15 protein-coding genes are annotated in these 17,563 nt (G+C 31.0%); all 15 read right to left on the bottom strand.

Annotation, left to right across the window (positions count from 1 at the left end; genetic code table 11):
* Positions 1 to 212 precede the first annotated feature (212 nt).
* The 15 genes from OZP12_RS05555 to OZP12_RS05485 all read right to left on the bottom strand — a co-directional run bounded on the left by OZP12_RS05555 (position 213) and on the right by OZP12_RS05485 (position 17,560).
* Positions 213 to 653, bottom strand: coding sequence for a WxcM-like domain-containing protein (locus tag OZP12_RS05555; protein WP_281228052.1), 441 nt, complete (start codon positions 651 to 653; stop codon positions 213 to 215).
* A gap of 577 nt (positions 654 to 1,230) precedes the next feature.
* The gene (locus OZP12_RS05550) at positions 1,231 to 2,319 is read right to left on the bottom strand and encodes a mannose-1-phosphate guanylyltransferase (protein ID WP_281228051.1); all 1,089 of its coding nucleotides are present in this window, start codon (positions 2,317 to 2,319) and stop codon (positions 1,231 to 1,233) included.
* 209 nt (positions 2,320 to 2,528) lie between these two features.
* A complete protein-coding gene (locus OZP12_RS05545) occupies positions 2,529 to 3,461 on the bottom strand; it encodes a GDP-L-fucose synthase family protein (RefSeq protein ID WP_281228050.1) in 933 nt (310 codons plus the stop codon).
* A gap of 436 nt (positions 3,462 to 3,897) precedes the next feature.
* Positions 3,898 to 5,013 carry a GDP-mannose 4,6-dehydratase gene (gmd, locus tag OZP12_RS05540; protein WP_281228049.1) on the bottom strand — a complete coding sequence of 372 codons (1,116 nt, stop codon included), beginning with the start codon at positions 5,011 to 5,013 and terminating at the stop codon, positions 3,898 to 3,900.
* Between the two features lie 56 nt (positions 5,014 to 5,069).
* The gene (locus OZP12_RS05535) at positions 5,070 to 5,972 is read right to left on the bottom strand and encodes an NAD-dependent epimerase/dehydratase family protein (RefSeq protein WP_281228048.1); all 903 of its coding nucleotides are present in this window, start codon (positions 5,970 to 5,972) and stop codon (positions 5,070 to 5,072) included.
* Between the two features lie 2 nt (positions 5,973 to 5,974).
* Entirely contained in the window at positions 5,975 to 7,105 is a 1,131-nt protein-coding gene (locus OZP12_RS05530; RefSeq protein ID WP_281228047.1) for a glycosyltransferase, read from the bottom strand.
* Between the two features lie 46 nt (positions 7,106 to 7,151).
* Positions 7,152 to 8,222 carry a glycosyltransferase family 4 protein gene (locus tag OZP12_RS05525; RefSeq protein ID WP_281228046.1) on the bottom strand — a complete coding sequence of 357 codons (1,071 nt, stop codon included), beginning with the start codon at positions 8,220 to 8,222 and terminating at the stop codon, positions 7,152 to 7,154.
* A gap of 8 nt (positions 8,223 to 8,230) precedes the next feature.
* Entirely contained in the window at positions 8,231 to 9,328 is a 1,098-nt protein-coding gene (locus OZP12_RS05520) for an EpsG family protein (RefSeq protein ID WP_281228045.1), read from the bottom strand.
* A gap of 1 nt (position 9,329) precedes the next feature.
* Positions 9,330 to 10,403, bottom strand: coding sequence for a glycosyltransferase family 4 protein (locus OZP12_RS05515; RefSeq protein ID WP_281228044.1), 1,074 nt, complete (start codon positions 10,401 to 10,403; stop codon positions 9,330 to 9,332).
* Positions 10,391 to 11,452: a glycosyltransferase gene (locus OZP12_RS05510; protein ID WP_281228043.1), complete on the bottom strand. Its 1,062-nt coding sequence runs from the start codon at positions 11,450 to 11,452 to the stop codon at positions 10,391 to 10,393. Before OZP12_RS05510 ends, OZP12_RS05515 begins: the two co-directional genes overlap by 13 nt.
* 12 nt (positions 11,453 to 11,464) lie before the next feature.
* Entirely contained in the window at positions 11,465 to 12,709 is a 1,245-nt protein-coding gene (locus OZP12_RS05505) for an O-antigen translocase (protein ID WP_281228042.1), read from the bottom strand.
* A gap of 9 nt (positions 12,710 to 12,718) precedes the next feature.
* Positions 12,719 to 13,816, bottom strand: a complete 1,098-nt coding sequence (locus OZP12_RS05500) for a DegT/DnrJ/EryC1/StrS family aminotransferase (protein ID WP_281228041.1) — start codon at positions 13,814 to 13,816, stop codon at positions 12,719 to 12,721.
* Between the two features lie 18 nt (positions 13,817 to 13,834).
* Complete coding sequence (locus OZP12_RS05495) at positions 13,835 to 15,094, bottom strand: acyl-CoA reductase (protein ID WP_281228040.1); 1,260 nt, start codon at positions 15,092 to 15,094, stop codon at positions 13,835 to 13,837.
* Positions 15,048 to 16,130 carry a LuxE/PaaK family acyltransferase gene (locus OZP12_RS05490; protein WP_281228039.1) on the bottom strand — a complete coding sequence of 361 codons (1,083 nt, stop codon included), beginning with the start codon at positions 16,128 to 16,130 and terminating at the stop codon, positions 15,048 to 15,050. Before OZP12_RS05490 ends, OZP12_RS05495 begins: the two co-directional genes overlap by 47 nt.
* A gap of 38 nt (positions 16,131 to 16,168) precedes the next feature.
* Entirely contained in the window at positions 16,169 to 17,560 is a 1,392-nt protein-coding gene (locus OZP12_RS05485) for an AMP-binding protein (protein WP_281228038.1), read from the bottom strand.
* Positions 17,561 to 17,563: the final 3 nt, after the last annotated feature.

The raw sequence follows: 17,563 nt of genomic DNA, 5'->3' as shown, positions 1-17,563 counted from the left end.
ATTAAGAGTAGTACTGCCATTAGCAGTCAGGTATTTATAAATATTTTCAGTAAAATCCTAAAATACATAAATAATGTATTGCTCACAACCCACCATTCACTATTCACTACGAGCGCGTCATCCCAAGCGCAGTCGAAGCACAAGGAGCCAAAGACCACAACCGATAACAGATAACCGATAACAGATAACCGAAAACAGACAACCGATAACCGCTAACCGCTAATCGACCACATCCCACTCTCAAACCGCACATCATCCTCAGCCGTCCTACTAAGCGGTAAAGTAGAAAATGACATCAATTTAGAACCTTCCTCAAACGATTCAATCGCGTTGGCATAACCTTCCGGAATATGTAACACATTGCTCTCAGAAGCACTAAGTACCAGACTCTCCACTTTCAAATCTCTCGAAGGCGAATCCCAGTTATCAACTTTTACAAAATGAACTCTTATTGAACCCTGTATACAATAAAAAAACTTATTGTCAATTTTATGTCCTTGCCAGGCTCTCAAAGGGTTCTCTGCAGAATTACTGATGATATAAAATCGTTCGATAGCATCAAACTTCATATCATTCACAAAAGAAATCTGCCCTCTTTGATCGGTATATATCCCCCCTTTGATTAATTGAGGAACTTTATTTTCTTCTATCATTTTTTATTCTTCTTAATCTTGTCATGCTGACGCAGAAAGCATAACACAAGAAATTCCATCCCTAAAATCACGTCCAAAACACAACTTTAAACTTTTAAACAATTTAAACTTTTAACTTACAAAATCTGTCACCTCGAGCACGTCATCCCGAGACATCATTTTTATTCTAAAAAAGCAATAAAAAATGACGTTTTAAAATGGTCATAAAAAACGGCTTCTTGCACGGCCTTATATTTTTGAACCAAAAATCACGATAAGGATTTGCGCACTGGCCGTAGGGATTGACCCTGGAGTCGAGTGTGAAACACGAGCGGCTAGGGTCGCGATAAGGGAATCCGTTCGATTATTTTTAGTTTAAAAATATTCAGCCTTGATTTTTTGCTTCTTTTGTATCAAGACAAAAGAAGAGAAATGTAAAAAATCTCTTTTTATAAATACGTCATTGGTTGTACGTCATCCCGAGTAAAGTCGAGGGACGAGAGGCGACTCATACCCCACAACAGACAACAGACAACAGACAACAGACAACAGACAACCGACAACCGAAAACAGACAACCAAAAACAGATAACTGCCAACTACAAATACTCCTCCCCAAAACTTGCCACCATCTTAGCAGCAACAGGTTTAATTTCTTGCTCGTTCCCTTTTGGGTAAATCAACAACACCTTACTGTCATCCACGACAATATAATCTTCCAAACCTTTAATAACGGCCGCTTTTCCTTTCGGCAAATGAATAATACAATTCTGGGTTTCTTCCAAATGTAAATGGTCTACACTCAATGAATTGTTAGCAGTATCTTTATCTGATATTTCATGTAAAGAAGCCCAAGTACCCAAATCAGACCAACCAATATCTGCAGGAATGGTAAACACATTATCCGCTTTTTCTAAAATCGCATAATCAATGGAGATATTAGGGCTTTTTGGATAATTTTCACTTATAAAATCAGCTTCAGCATCGGTATTATAAACTTCATTTCCTTTTGTAAACAAAGTATCTATTTCAGGAGCATAATTTTGAAAAGCATTCTGAATACTTTTCGCACTCCAGATAAAAATCCCGGCATTCCATAAATAATCTCCGCTGAATAGATATTCCTTTGCTTTCTCCAAAACTGGCTTTTCCAAAAACTTCGCTACTTTGTGAACGCCATTTACTCCTTCTTTTCCAAAATTGATATAACCATAACCGGTATCAGGTCTCGTAGGGCTAATGCCAAGGGTAACCAAAGCATCATTTTTTGAAGTATAATCCAAAGCTTGGGTAATTTTATCCAAAAACTCCGTCTCTTTTAAAATCAAATGATCCGATGGTGCCACAACTATATTGGCATTTGAATTTTGTTTCAATATTTTATACGAAGCATAGGCAATGCAGGGAGCCGTATTATTACGACTTGGTTCCTGTAAAATATTGTTTACAGCAATTCCATCCAACTGCTCTTGAATCAACCCTAAATAGTTTTGATTACTTAGTATATAAATATTCTCTTTAGGACAGATTTTCAAAAAACGCTCATATGTCATTTGCAGCAAGGATTGCCCTGTTCCTAAAATATCTATAAATTGTTTTGGGAAATGGTTACGGCTTTTAGGCCAAAAACGGCTTCCCAAACCACCAGCCATGATTAGGACATAGCTATTATTTTTATTTGTTATCATTTTTATTCTAAATACATTATTAAAAAATTCTCTATTTTGAAGCAATCATTCTGTTTTTTGTTGAGTAAACTCCAGGGCGCAATTTTCTCACACTATCTCTCTTTCAATCCGAAAGAAAAGCCTCATCCAAAAGACAATTAAACAGTTTTAAACCCTTAAATTTTTAAACCAAAACGGATAACCGATAACCGAAAACAGACAACCGAAAACTACTTCCAGTCATTATCTTTAATTTCATCATATACTTTTTGGATTCCTTCTTCCAATGTGGTTTTAGCTTTCCAGCCCAGACCATTCAATTTAGAAACATCCATCAATTTTCTCGGTGTCCCGTCGGGTTTTGTAGTATCCATTAAAATCTGTCCTTCAAATCCAACTATTTTTTTTACCAAATGGGCTAAATCCAAAATAGATATATCATCACCTATACCAATATTTACCAATCCTTCTTCATTGTAATTCTCCATCAAAAACAGGCAAGCTTCAGCCAAATCATCAGCATGCAAAAATTCCCTTTTGGGACTTCCGGTTCCCCAAATGGTTACTGAAGCATCATTATTTCGCTTTGCTATAATAAATTTTCTTAGCATAGCGGGAAGAACGTGAGAATTTTTTAAATCATAATTATCATTTGGGCCATACAAATTGGTTGGCATAACCGAAATAAAATTACAGCCAAACTGACTTCTGTAGGCATCACACATTTTGATCCCGGCTATTTTTGCAATAGCGTAGGGCTCATTTGTTGGTTCCAAAAGACCCGTTAGTAAATAATCCTCTTTTAAAGGCTGTGGTGCCATCTTAGGATAAATACAAGAAGACCCCAAAAACATTAGTTTTTTTACATTATTTACATAAGCCTGATGAATCACATTGTTCTGTATCATCAAATTCTCATAGATAAAATCCCCTCTAAAAGTATTATTGGCAACAATTCCGCCTACTTTAGCTGCAGCCAAAAAAACATAATCGGGTTTTTCTTGTGCAAAAAAATCAGCAACTGCTTGCTGATTTCTCAAATCCAATTCTGATGATGTTTTTAATATGAAATTGGTATATCCCCGAGCTTTCAAAGCCCTCAAAATCGCAGACCCCACCATACCACGGTGACCTGCTATATATATTTTATCTTCTTTATTCATTTTTATAATACAAAATATTTCAAACTATATTATGCATTGTTTTTCAAATCGAGGATTAATTCGATAAACTAAAAACAATGGAAATGACGTTTTAAAATAGTTATTTCAAAATAGTACTAATTTCCGGCCTTCGAATCCGCAGTCGAGTGTCAAATGTTTGAAGAATCCGAAAAAAGAAAAACTGTTTGAGTGTAGTGAAACGGAGCGAGTTTTTTTCTTTTAGGATTCAAAAACTAATTTGACCGACGAGGATTCCAGCCTTGATTTTTTGCTTCTTTTGAAATCAAAGATTCACGAAATCCAATAAATTATTAATTCGTGAGTAATCAAGACAAAAGAAGAATTAAATTTGATATGAAATGTTACTACTGAATTTTAAAGTACATTTTTTTACTTATTCATCAGTAGACCAGTCGAGGTTCAAGCACTAAAATTACTACTTAACACCCAATCTCACTTTCTTCAACATCTTCTCCCTTTGAACATACAAAAGATCAGACGCCATCATCTCTTTCACTAATCCAGCCAAATCATATTGAGGAACCCATCCCAATTTAGTTTTCGATTTCGTAGGATCTCCTATAAGCAAATCAACCTCTGTTGGACGAAAATACTGAGGGTCAACCGCGATAACCTGTTTACCAATTTCAAGCTGATAAGCAGGATTACTGCAGGAAGCTACATATCCTTTTTCATTCACACCTTCACCTCTGAACTCGATTTCGATTCCCACTTCTGCAAAAGCCATTCTAACAAAATCGCGCACGTAAGTAGTTTCTCCCATAGCAATGACATAATCATCTGGAACATCTTGTTGCAAAATACGCCACATGGCTTCAACATAATCTTTAGCATGTCCCCAGTCACGTTGCGCATCCAGATTCCCTAAATACAAACAATCTTGTTCTCCCAAAACAATAGCAGCAGTTGCCATAGTTATTTTACGGGTTACAAAAGTTTCTCCTCTACGAGGCGACTCATGATTAAACAAAATTCCGTTACAAGCAAACATATTATAAGCTTCACGGTAATTTTTGGTAATCCAGAAACCATAAATTTTAGCGACTCCATAAGGGGAACGCGGATAAAATGGAGAGTTTTCATCATACAAGCCTTTTTCGTTTTTATTCTCTGGCAAACCACCATACAATTCCGAAGTAGAAGCCTGGTAAATACGGCATTTCTTTTCCAAACCTAAAATACGTACCGCTTCTAAAATTCTCAAAGTACCAATTCCATCTACATTAGCCACATACTCCGGCGAATCAAAAGACACTTTTACATGACTCATCGCTCCTAAATTATAGATTTCATCAGGCTGTACTTCTTGAATAATTCGAATGATATTGGTAGAATCTGTTAAATCTCCATAATGCAGTTTAAAATTCACATGCGCTTCATGTTGATCTTGGTAAATATGATCAATACGTTGTGTATTGAAAGAAGAAGCCCTTCTTTTCACCCCATGAACCATATACCCTTTTTCCAATAATAATTCGGCCAAATACGATCCGTCTTGACCTGTAATTCCTGTTATAAGGGCTGTTTTCATTTTTGCAATTTTATTAAATAATTATTTTTGCTAAGATTTTAAACAATTTTCAATTATTACAAATTATTGTATTTTAAATAATCTAATACAGACTGCGGGTCCCAACCCAATTCTCTTGCTTTTGAATCATCAAAAGTCAAATCGGAAGTAATTTTTTTAAGTTTCATTGAATTGATTGGTGCTTTATTTCCCAACAAATCCCCAACATACCCCATTAACTTTGCAATAGACAAAGGTAGATTAAAAGGTGTTTTCTTATTCTTACGTTCTGAAATAATAGTGCTCAACTCATTAAAATCAGGATGGACTCCATCAGTTAAATTATACGTTCCTCCTACAGCAGCCACTTTAGGGATAAAAGCAGCCACATCTTCTGCCAAAACCATACTCTTTCTCGCTTTTCCACCTGCTATATTAAAATAAAAACCTTTATCAATAGCTTTTAACATTGCGCCTAAATTCCCCGGAGGATTTTCACCAACTAATAAAGGTAATCGTAAAATAGTACAAACTATATTATGTATACTACACCATTTTATCACTATCTCCTCTGCTTCAATTTTACTTGATCCATAAGGATCTTTAGCTACTACTGGAAATTTTTCATCTATATTATTCCCAAATTCCTGACCGTAAACCGAGACAGAACTTATAAAAACAAATTGTTTTGGAACGCCTGAATTCTCTAACCCTCTTAGTAAATTTAGAGTACCAATAACATTTACATTGTGAAATTCATTTCTTTCAACCTCTGTTTTTGGGATAAAATGTGCTTTTCCGGCAGTATGAACTACTAATCCAAACTTCTTATTAAAAATTGGAATTTCATTTTCTAACGAAACCTTATAATTTCCTGATGATCTCGACAAACCAAATACATTATAACCATCTACTAATTCTTTTAAAATTAGTTTCCCTAAAAAACCATTTACACCAGTAATCAAAACATCATTTAACATTATTAACTCTCTAAAACACTTTTATATTTTGACACCAGTTCGTTAATCATTTTCTCTTTAGTAAAAAGCATATTATACCTATTTTTTGCACCCTCAGATACTTTTTTTTGAAAATCAACATTTAAAAAAACCTTATCTATAGCTTTTGCAATTTCTTCACTATTTTCAGGAGAAACTGTCAAACCTGATTCACCTTCCTTATTCACCCAGTCAACACCTGAGCCCTCTATTTTTGTTGACAATACAGGTACGCCAAAAGCCATTGCTTCGACTTGAACTATACCATAAGCTTCTGTTTTATAGAGAGAAGGTAAAACAAGCATATCACTAGACTTAACATAAGTAAACTTTACATTATCATCAACTTCTCCTAAGAAAAGGACTTTATCTCCAATGGCCAACTCATTTACTAAATTTTCCATCTTAGCTTTCAATTCGCCAGAACCAATTAAAAATAGTACACAATCAGAATCAACTAAACTCATAGCTCTAATGAGATATTCTATACCTTTGTAATAAACAAACCTGCCTACAAAGACTAATCTCTTTCTAGATTCATATTCTGTTTTAATTTTCAATTCGAGATTACTATCTAAAGATGAAATATCAATATCCAATCCAATAACGACATAAGAAATTTTACCTTTATAAGGTGCTAATGTCTCATTATTTAAGGAATATTTTGGAGTTGTACACAATATTAAATCACATCTTTTCAACAACCAGGATTCAAAATACTTTACAAAAAGATATGCATACTTTTGCCTTAAAATATTACTATGCCAATGGACTACTATTTTAGATTTCGGTCTAGTAATAAATATGGCTACTAAAGACATTGGATCTGGTAAATGAACGTGAATAACATCATATTTATTCTGAATCCTCCGTAATTTAAAAATCAATGAAATAGAAAAAAAAGTTGATTTTGCCTTGAACAATAAAGGTTCCCTAAAAACAAAGCCTTGCTGCGCATATTTATCAACTTTTCTTTCATAACTATCATTAGCTCCTAAAACATCACATTCTACTCCTGATTCATTTAGTCCATAATAGAAATATTCCATTACCTTTTCTACACCACCAAGCTTTTTAATTGGAGGGAAAGCCTTCCCAAGTTGTAATACTTTCATTCGCGTTTATATTATCTTTAAAAACATTAGTTATATAAATGGGTTACTAATTAAATGAATCAAAAATATCTAAATGCTGCTGAGCAGTACGTTTCCAATTAAATTTTTTTAACTGATCTTCGTAATCTAAAATTTGACATTTAATTTCTCCTGTAAGAAATCCGTTCAATTTACTTACTAAGTCATTTACATTTGTTGAATCAAAATAAATTACACTTTTACCCGCAACCTCGGGTATTGAAGCGCTATTCGATGCAATAATAGGTAATTTAAACTTCATTGCTTCAAGTATTGGCAAACCAAAACCCTCATAAGTCGAAGGAAATAAAAACAATTTTGCATTTTTGTAATAATTTTTCAATTCATCATCAGATACATAACCCGTAAAAGAAACTCTTTCTTTTAAATTTAATATATACTCACTTAGAGATTTATCAGATGTTATAAAACCCTCCTTTTGACCAACTATGTAAAATTTAATTGTTTTATCTTCAATTTTAGAAAATGCTTCTAAACTTAATCTTAAATTTTTATGAGGCTTGACGTTGCCAACATATAGTATGTAGTCTTCCAAAATTTCGGGCAATAGTACCTTACTACTAAAATTATCATCAACACTCAAAAAAATTACAGTTATAGCATCAGGAACAATTTTTGTGAATTTAATAATTTCATTTTTAGAAAATTCCGATACAGTTATTACATTTTTATAATTACTTTTTATAAAAAACATATAAAATTTAACCATACTTATTTTAAATGGTGAAAATTGAAAAGCATTTGCCAAATGATAGACATCATGAATAGTAACAATACGATTTTTTGCTCTAATAGGGAAAAGTGGTACATTCCAATTAGGAGACCAAAACAAATCGCATTTAGGAATTTTTAGAAATAATTCAAACTGCTCTTTGATTGATAAAATTGGAGCCTTTAAAGGGATAAAAACAACTTGATCAAACCAATAGAAGGTTTTTAATTCATCATATCCCAAGCAAGTCACTCTGTATTTACCATAAGAAATAATTTCTGGTAATATGTTTTTCAAGTATGTTCCAATTCCAGACTTGTTAATCATCCTACAATCAACTACAATGTGCTTTTTTTCAATATTCATGTAAAAAATTAAAAAACATTAAATATAACATTCTTATATGGAAGATAAAGTGTCCCAAAAACAGGATCAAACAGAATCTTAAAAATAGAATAACAACAATAAATCACAATTAATAAAGTAATCATATTTTTTTGTAATCTTGTTTTTCCAAATGAAACAAACATTGGAAGAATTACACATTCTAATATTTTAAAATAATTTGAAAAACGAAATGCAAACTCATTAACAGAATTAAAAATCATATACAAACAAATACCATAAAAATACAATCTTAAAAATTTATCATAATTTTTAAAACGAATTATTCCTAAATCGTAAAAAAATACCATCATTATAAAAATAAACAATCTTAATAATAAAGAAAGATTCAAGCCTAAAGGAAGTGACTCTTCCTCAGTCAAAACATAAAGTGCAACCCTTGATTCTAATTGTGAAAAATGCACATTTTCTATTAACAACATTAAAAGATTTTTAATATCATTAAAAACAAAGTAAAAAAGGCACAATAAAACAAAAGCCATATTAATAGGCTTAAAGAATTTCATCCTTAATAAAAAATAAACAGGAAAAACAATTATCGCTGAAGAATGAATTAAAAAAGCAACAAATACTTTTAAAAAAAAAAACTTGTATTTTTCTTCAAATAAATCGTCTAAAGCCCATAAAGCAACTGCGAATGCTAGACCATTACGCATTTGCCCCATATCACTAATTAAATATGTAATACTAAAATAAACTAGTAATGATATAAATGAATATGGCGAATATTTATTAAAATATATATATTTTAAGGTAATACTTACTAAAGCAATAAAAACTGTGAATCCAAAAAAAGGAAAATGCATTAAATTGAATAAAGTAATTAAAAATGCAAAACCTAGTTCTATTCCATTTTCTATAAAATTTGAAATTCTTACTTCTTTATAAATATCCATATAGCTGTCATAATCAAAACCTACTGACCTAAAACCAGCAACTATTATAAGGACACAATTTATAAAAAAAAAGAATAAATAATAATCTAACTTATAATTTATAGTTAAATCAAAATTAACTTCTAAAACAATGAAAAATATTATAAATAAAAAAATGAATAAATAAATCATTTTACAAATTAATTATTCCTTGCCACTTATTAACAAAACTTGAAACACTAAATCGACTAACATCTTCTGATGATTTATCACTATAAATCTTTCTTTTCTCAATATCTAACATGAGGTCTAACAATGCTTTTGCTAATAAGTCAATGTCTTCTGGTGGCACAAGTACACCATCAATATTGTGTCTTACAATCTCCCTAGGTCCCGTTTTACAATCAAAACTAATAATAGGCAAACCAAATGACTTTGCTTCAATAAGCACTAACGGTAAGCCCTCAAACCTAGAACTCATCACATATATCGAAGAAATTTTATAATATTGACTTATATTATTAGTTGGTTTTTCAAAAATTAAATTTTTCTCTAATTTTAATGAACCTGCTAGAGCAATTAATTCATCTTTAAGTTCTCCATCGCCAACGATTGTTAGTACCCATTCTTTTTCATAATCACAAACAATTCTCCACGCCCTTAACAAGAGATCAAAACCCTTTTGATCTGTTAATCTTCCAATTGCTAATACTCTTCTAGCTCTTAAATCTGCCTTTTCATCCTCACCTATCGTTACGGTAATTGGATTACTTATAGTAATTCCATTCTTAGCAAAAAACTTATTTTCATAGTTTTTCTTATCCGTGTCAGTTAACGTTACAACTTTATATGAAAATTGAGCAGCTAAAAACCTAGACAATCTTGCAGTTAAAAAGTTCCAATTTACACTAGTATTAAAATGTTCCCAAGTGATAACTTTACTTTTCGAAAACAAGGTTGCAGGAATAGACAATAAACTCATTGCTGTACAAACATCGATTACCTTGTCAGGCTTAATACTATTAATGATTTTCCTGTACTTAATTAAAGAAGGCAAATAGCTCTTAAAAATATTAATTTGATGGTCGTAAAGATTATGAATTACAATAGATTTATCTAAATCAAAAAAACACTCTTTAGGACCAATCCAGGAAACAAAAGAAACTTCGTGTCCAATTTTAACAAGATTGTTTGCCAAAACAGTTGCAACCCTTTCAGAACCACCAGCTTCAGATATCCTATTAATAAGAAAAATTATTTTTGCCATATATCAATATATCTCTTTGCTATTATTTTTGAATCATGATACCTCTCAACAAATTTTCTGGATTCAATTCCAATATCCTTTATTTGCTCTCTTTTTTCTAACAAAATAAGTAATTGTTCATAGATTTGATTTACATCTGGTTGAATATTTAAAATAGGGCAATCATTTCTCTCTATTCCTAATTCAAATAATGCCTCAGGTTCCGATCCCGACATAACTACCTTACCTTTAGCTAAAGAATACAAAGCATTCATTCCATAAGAATAACCCTTACATTGATCTAAAACAACATTTGCATCATTTAAGACCGATAAATATTCTTTTTTACTCATATTCCCTGCAATAGATACTTTTACATCATCAGGATAATTTGATTTTAATTTATATAATGCTTCCTCAATGATACTAGTACCTTTAAAGAATGGCCTATTTAAGCCATGAAAAAAGTGAATTTTTTCATTTATTAAATTATTTTCATTACAAACTATACTGTCTGTATCAATAGGTAAAGGAATAGTACAAGTAACTTTATCATAATCTCTATAGCCCATAGCATATTCCACCATAACAGGTATAATTCCATCTACTTTTTCTACAAAAAAATTATGAATATTGGCATATGTCTTACTATAGGTGGGAATATGGCTAATACCATCATCCTCAATAGCAGAATAAGGATGATACCTAAATTTATCTAAATTTTTATAGAAAACAGGATCATCACCGCAGGCTAATAAAAAATTTTTCTTGCTAAATGTCAATATCTTTTCGTACAAAATTTTATTAACCTTACAGACCGTTAATGGATTAGAATTTATGAATTGAGTTACATCAAATCCTTGAAAAGAATTTATTTCCAAAAAAGGCCTTATTAATCTATCTATTTTACCAAGCAATTTTGGTGATGAACTTCCAAGTGAAATATCAGATGGTAAATCCTTAAAACCATCTCCATTAGAAGCTACTTTTACAGAATGTCCCAATTTTTCTAATCCAATTTGCAAATTATTATGCAAACCACTATAATCTCCAAATAATAATATATTCATTAATCTTCCTGTTTAAAAAAGTAATTTCCTAAAAGCAATCAACACAAATAAAAAATAAAAAAAATAATTTACTGCAAAAGCAATAACAACTCCTTCAAGTTGAAATACCATAGAAAAAAGATAACCTAATATCACGTAACTAAAACCAAAAACAATTTCGGAAAATATATACATCTTTGTCATAGACTTGGCCAACATGACATATGCTAAAACCCACGCTGTAATTTTAAAGAAATCCCCTATCAATTGCCAAAGGAACAATTGTTCCATATCAATAAAATCAGAAGTGAAGAAAAGCTTAATTAAAATAAATCTAAAAAAATAAATACCAAAACAACTCAGTAATACGAAAGGAATTATCAATTTATATCCTTTAAAAATCTCATCACGCAATTCAATATTATTCTTTATCGACGATAATTTTGGTAAAAAATAAGTTGAAAGCGACGTTGTTATAATCATTAAATACCCATCTGAAATACGCATCATTCCCTGCCATATACCAGCAGATTCTATTCCTAAGGAACCTATTAACATGTTCCTTAAAACAATTTGCGAAACTGGAACTGTCAGTGCAGTGACAATTGCCATCAAACTATAATGAGACAATTTTTTAAAAATATCTATATCAAATCTATTTTTAAAGTAATTAATATTGTACCAATCACTTTTTGCAATCATAAAAACTGTCACAAAAAATACTATTGACTGTGAAAGCACTAGAGCGTACAATGCTCCTTCCAACTTGAAAAAATATACCAAGATTAAAGTAAATAACAAACCAACAATACTACCTATTGTGTTTACAATTGTGTATACCTTAATTTGTTTCTTTCCATTTAATATTGCGATCAACAACGAATTTAGTGAATACAAAATTATTGTACCTCCAAAAATCTTAATTAAATAAGAGTATTTGTCCGTGACAAACACCAAGTTGGACAAAAAAGATGATAACAATAATAGTAAAATACCAACTATCCCCGAACAATAAAAACTAATTTTTAATGAAGTACTGAACAAGGATTTCAATTTATCTTTATCTCCTTCATATTCAGCAGTATATTTAATAACCCCAGTATTGATTGCACCATTTGCGAAAGTAAGTACTATAGTTATAAAATTTGAGAAAGCACCCACCAAAGCTACTCCGCTTGTACCTGTATAAATAGCAATTACCTTGCTTGAAATAAATCCTGACGAAATACGAATAAGTGTAATAATCCCAGAAAATAAAGAAGTTTTAATTAATTTCAAAATTTTACTTTAATAAGCGTTCAAAACATTGATAACTCCATCTACTTCTTCAGATGTCATAACAGCACTTAAAGGTAAACTTATAACCGTCTGATGAATTAATTCTGAAATTGGAAAACTCATATCATTCCACTCTTTATAAGCTTCTTGCTTATGTGGGGGTATTGGATAATGAATTACAGTTTGAATTCCATTATCATTCAGATATTCTTGTAACTCATCTCTTTTGTCTGTCATAATTACAAATAAATGCCAAACATGAGCCGAATCAATTGTAACTTCAGGTAAAGTGATTTTTGGATTTTTTATCTCAGTTAAATACCTTTCAGCTATTTTACGTTTAACGGCAGTTTCTACATCTAAATTTTTCAATTTAACACTTAGTAAAGCTGCCTGCAATTCATCTAAACGACTATTTACACCTTTATACAAATTCTTATATTTTACTTGAGATCCATAGTTTAACAATGCTCTTAAACAGCTTGCTAGATTATCATCATTCGTGGTAATTGCTCCTGCATCTCCTAAAGCACCTAAATTTTTGCCTGGATAAAAACTAAAACCAGCTGCATCTCCCCAATTACCAGCTTTTTTATTTTCTAATATTGCTCCATGCGCTTGAGCACAATCCTCTATAACTTTAAGATTATACTTTTTAGCAATTGTAATAATGACGGGCATATCGCATAATTGTCCATAAAGATGGACTGGCAATATCGCTTTTGTTTTCGAAGTAATTTTTGATTCAATTAATAAAACATCAATATTGAAAGCCTCTAGCTTTGGCTCAACTAAAACTGGCACCAAATTATTAGCAGAAATAGCCAAAATACTCGCAATATAAGTGTTTGATGGGACTAAAATCTCATCACCATCTTGAAATATTCCCATTTCTTTATACGCTCTAATAATTAGAATGAGTGCGTCCAAACCATTTGCAACCCCTATAGCATGTTTTGTTCCACAATAATTAGCAAAATCTGTTTCAAATAATTTTAACTCGGCTCCCATAATATACCAGCCAGAATCTAAAACACGATTAAAAGCCTGTGTTAGTTCTGTTTTATATTGCGCGTTTATTTTTTGTAAATCTAAAAATTTAATCATTACTTTATATATAATTAATTATAAAACCGAAACCTGCCTTGTTAACATATTAACCAAATCATAACCATCCCAAATTAAAGAAAAATCGGTAGTTTTGCCTATAGGAACCACTCTATCTATTCCTGAAAGTGATTTGTCATTAACAAATGATAATAATTCCTCCTTATCAAAACCATAGTAAGCCATTGTTTGATATTTTTTGTTAACTATTTTAGATATAAAATTTAAGTTCTCTGCATAAAATTCGGAAAAATAACCCGCAGGACACCTAAAATTTTCAATATTCTCTGTCAAATCATTTACACTAACTCTCCACAACAGATTATCAGAGTCAACTTCCTTATTAATATCCATAAAAACAGCTTGCCTATAAAAATTAGTTAATTTATCAATTGCTAAAATGGAAGATACATTATACTTACTTTTAAGAAGGTTGCTCATAGCTGACCAAAATATTTTTTTTGCCTCTTCAACCTTGTCTATATTTCCTACCCAAACAATTAAATGGGGGGCAGTACATGCATTTTGATCAAATAGATAAGTATCGTTATAAAAAAGCTCAGCTATTTTACTGGCAAATTCCTTCGTTCCATTGATATTTACATCGTTTAGATAACTTAACGTATTAATCGCACAAATTGAATATCGATCTGCAAATGTTATATCGAAAGCTCTAGGTGCTAAAGGATTATTATTTCTTATCAAACTAATAGTTTCATCACCTCCCCATATTATGCGAACATCACAAATAGCTGACAAATATTTAGTAACATCACTCCCCCTATTATACCTAATTAACAAAATTCTTTCTTCAAAAAGCTTAAAAGATAGATCTTTAGTCACTTTTTTTAAAGCTTTTAAGATAATATCAACTTGCTTAAAATCTTTAGACGGCACACGAACTATATTTGAATTACCTGATAACAAGCCACATATAAGTGAATATGCAAAATTCACTGGCACATTGGAAGGCGCAATATGAAATAACAAACCTCTACCAAATCGTATGTTATTTGACTCATATTTTTTCTTCAAATTGAGAATATTCGCTTTTCTACAAAAAAAAGCAAAAGTAATTACATCAGGATATGCTCTTGATTCAGAATCTTTCATCAAAACTGAAGAAAGTTGATTTAAAAAATCAACAACTTCATCTGAATATGGAGCATTTTTATCTCCATTTGTTAAACATTTAATATCCAAAAAATCTGGAAATAATATATCTACACCTTTAAAATTGTTCTGCATAAGTATCACTGCATCCTCGTATTTCTGCATCCTTTATTCTTCCTAAAATTTTAAAATATTTACCCAAACGCCCACAATAGCAATTATCTTCTCCTAATAAAATACCTTCATCCTCTGTTAAAAGAAGATGTCCCGGATAACTTTCAGGCAATACTGAAATTACTTGAACTATACCCGCTTCTCCTACTTCTGCAATAGAAAAATCTGTTGGTCTCCTAATGATAATATCCGAAAAAATGGATGTGTGCAAATGCCCATGTTCACATTCCATATAGATAGATCCCGTCTGCTCAACCATACCATAATAGTCATAAACTTTATTTATGCCACATACATCATACAAAGCTTCTTTAAATGACTCTGTTGAAACAGATTCGCTTACTAATTTTTTCCAACCACCGCCATGAATTAAAATAGCTTTAGATAAATCAGGTTTGTAGCCTGTTTTAACTAATTCTTTGTAAAAATGTTGCCAAATCATAAATGTAAAGCCAAAAACAAAAATAGGCTGTCCTTTAAACTCATTCAAAAAAGCATCAATTTCATCTATATTCAGATTCATTTTATCATCTAAAGCATAGAGTCTTTTAGATCCAAACATTGAAAAACCTAAAACACCAGCACCTCTGGCTGAAAACATGGCTCTATTCCTAACAACTTCTGAACTATCTAATATTAACATTGGTATTCTTTTCTTACCAATAAAAGAAGATACTATTTTTGTTAATACTTTAGTCTGACTAGATGCAGTCTCCTTATTTAAAAAAATTTTAGAAACTTTTTGCCCTGAAGTACCAGATGAAGTCATTGTCTTTATAACATCATCAGATTCTATACTTAATAAATCTAATTCTTTAAATAATCTAACTGGTAAATAAGGTAAATATTCATAGCTAGGTAATTCTTCAATGTTAACATTGGAAGCATCTAACATTTTTTTATACTCCAAACACGAATTGTAATGATTTATCGTTAATTCTTTTAAAATAGAATTTAACATTTCTTTTTTATTTTCGCTTGAAAGAGAATATGGATCAAGTCCCTCCATTTGTGCAATTCCATTCATAATGAATCTAGCTTAAAATTGAAATAACATTTAGCTCTTTAATTTAAAGTGAGAGCGGAATAAAGAATTTTGCCTGAGGAGTTTAACGGTATCTCGTCAATTTCTTTAACTAAAAAAGCACTATGATTTAATCCTGTTTTTAAAGAGATAAAACTTCTTATCTCCTGAGCGTAGTTTTTATGCGTTGTATATATAATCATATTATCATCTTCTCCTACGCAAGCCACGTCATCAACAATAGTTTTAATTAATTGCTCCACTTCATCAAGATTAATTCTATTACCAAAAATTTTGATGAATCTTTTTTTTCTTCCTACTATATGATAAAAGCCGTGCCCATCTCGCTTGGCCAAATCACCTGTAAAAAGCACACCCTTATTTTCATCTCCTTTTGATAAATCATCATAAGATTCAGCATAACCAAGAGTAACATTATCTCCTTTATAAACCAACTCTCCTAAAACGTTTGCTTTATCAACATTCTTTCCATTTTCATCAACTATCTGAAATTCTCCATCTGGTATTGGAATACCAATACTGGAAATATTATCTAAGACACTTTCACTAGGTAGATAACTCATTCTTGCAGTAGCCTCTGTTTGGCCATACATTACAAAAAATTTTTTATTTCTACTTTTACAATAATTCGCAAATTCAAAAACTAAATCTTCTGAAAGTTTGCCTCCAGCTTGTAATAATGTCTTAAGGGATGGCAGTTCCATTTTAAAAAATCGCAATTTTTTTAAAACTTTATAAGTAAAAGGAACTCCTGCTAAAGAAGTGGCTTGATGATCATTTAAAAATTGCCAAAATTCTTTTTCCATAATACTACGATTAGTTAGTAAAATGGTAGCTCCCTTTAAAATATGACTATTGATAACAGATAATCCGAACGAATAATACATTGGAAGGGAAGTTATTGGTTTTTCGTCCTGCGTTATTCCTAAATATTCGCCAATTGAGTTAGCATTAGATATAATATTTTTATATGTAACCCTAACTAATTTAGGACTTCCTGTTGAACCAGAAGTTGTAAGTAGTAATGCCAATTCAGGAAATAATTTATGTTTTATCCCAAAAGAAGTTCGCAATAAAACAAAACCATATTTTTCAAAGACAGCATCATATTTAGAAATTATATCATCTCTTTTAGCAGGAACCCATAAAAAATTAGGTTTATATTTTTCCATCAATTCTTTAAACAATTGAAGATCAATCGTCGCATCTAATAATAATGGAACATTTTTAGTATGATAAAAAGAAAGATACCCACACAAAGATCCTATGGTGTTATTGGATAACGAAAACAATAATTTCCTTTCTCCAATTATACCTTTGAATTTCTCATTAAGATAATCCAAATCAGAATTAATTAAATGATTACCCGAATCATCAATTGCTATACTTTTATCAAAAAAATTTGAAGTCATTAA

Source organism: Flavobacterium aquiphilum (genome assembly GCF_027111335.1).
Taxonomy (GTDB): Bacteria; Bacteroidota; Bacteroidia; order Flavobacteriales; family Flavobacteriaceae; genus Flavobacterium; species Flavobacterium aquiphilum.
The sequence above is the reverse complement of the archived record's forward strand: the minus strand, read 5'-3'. Positions and strand labels throughout refer to the sequence as shown.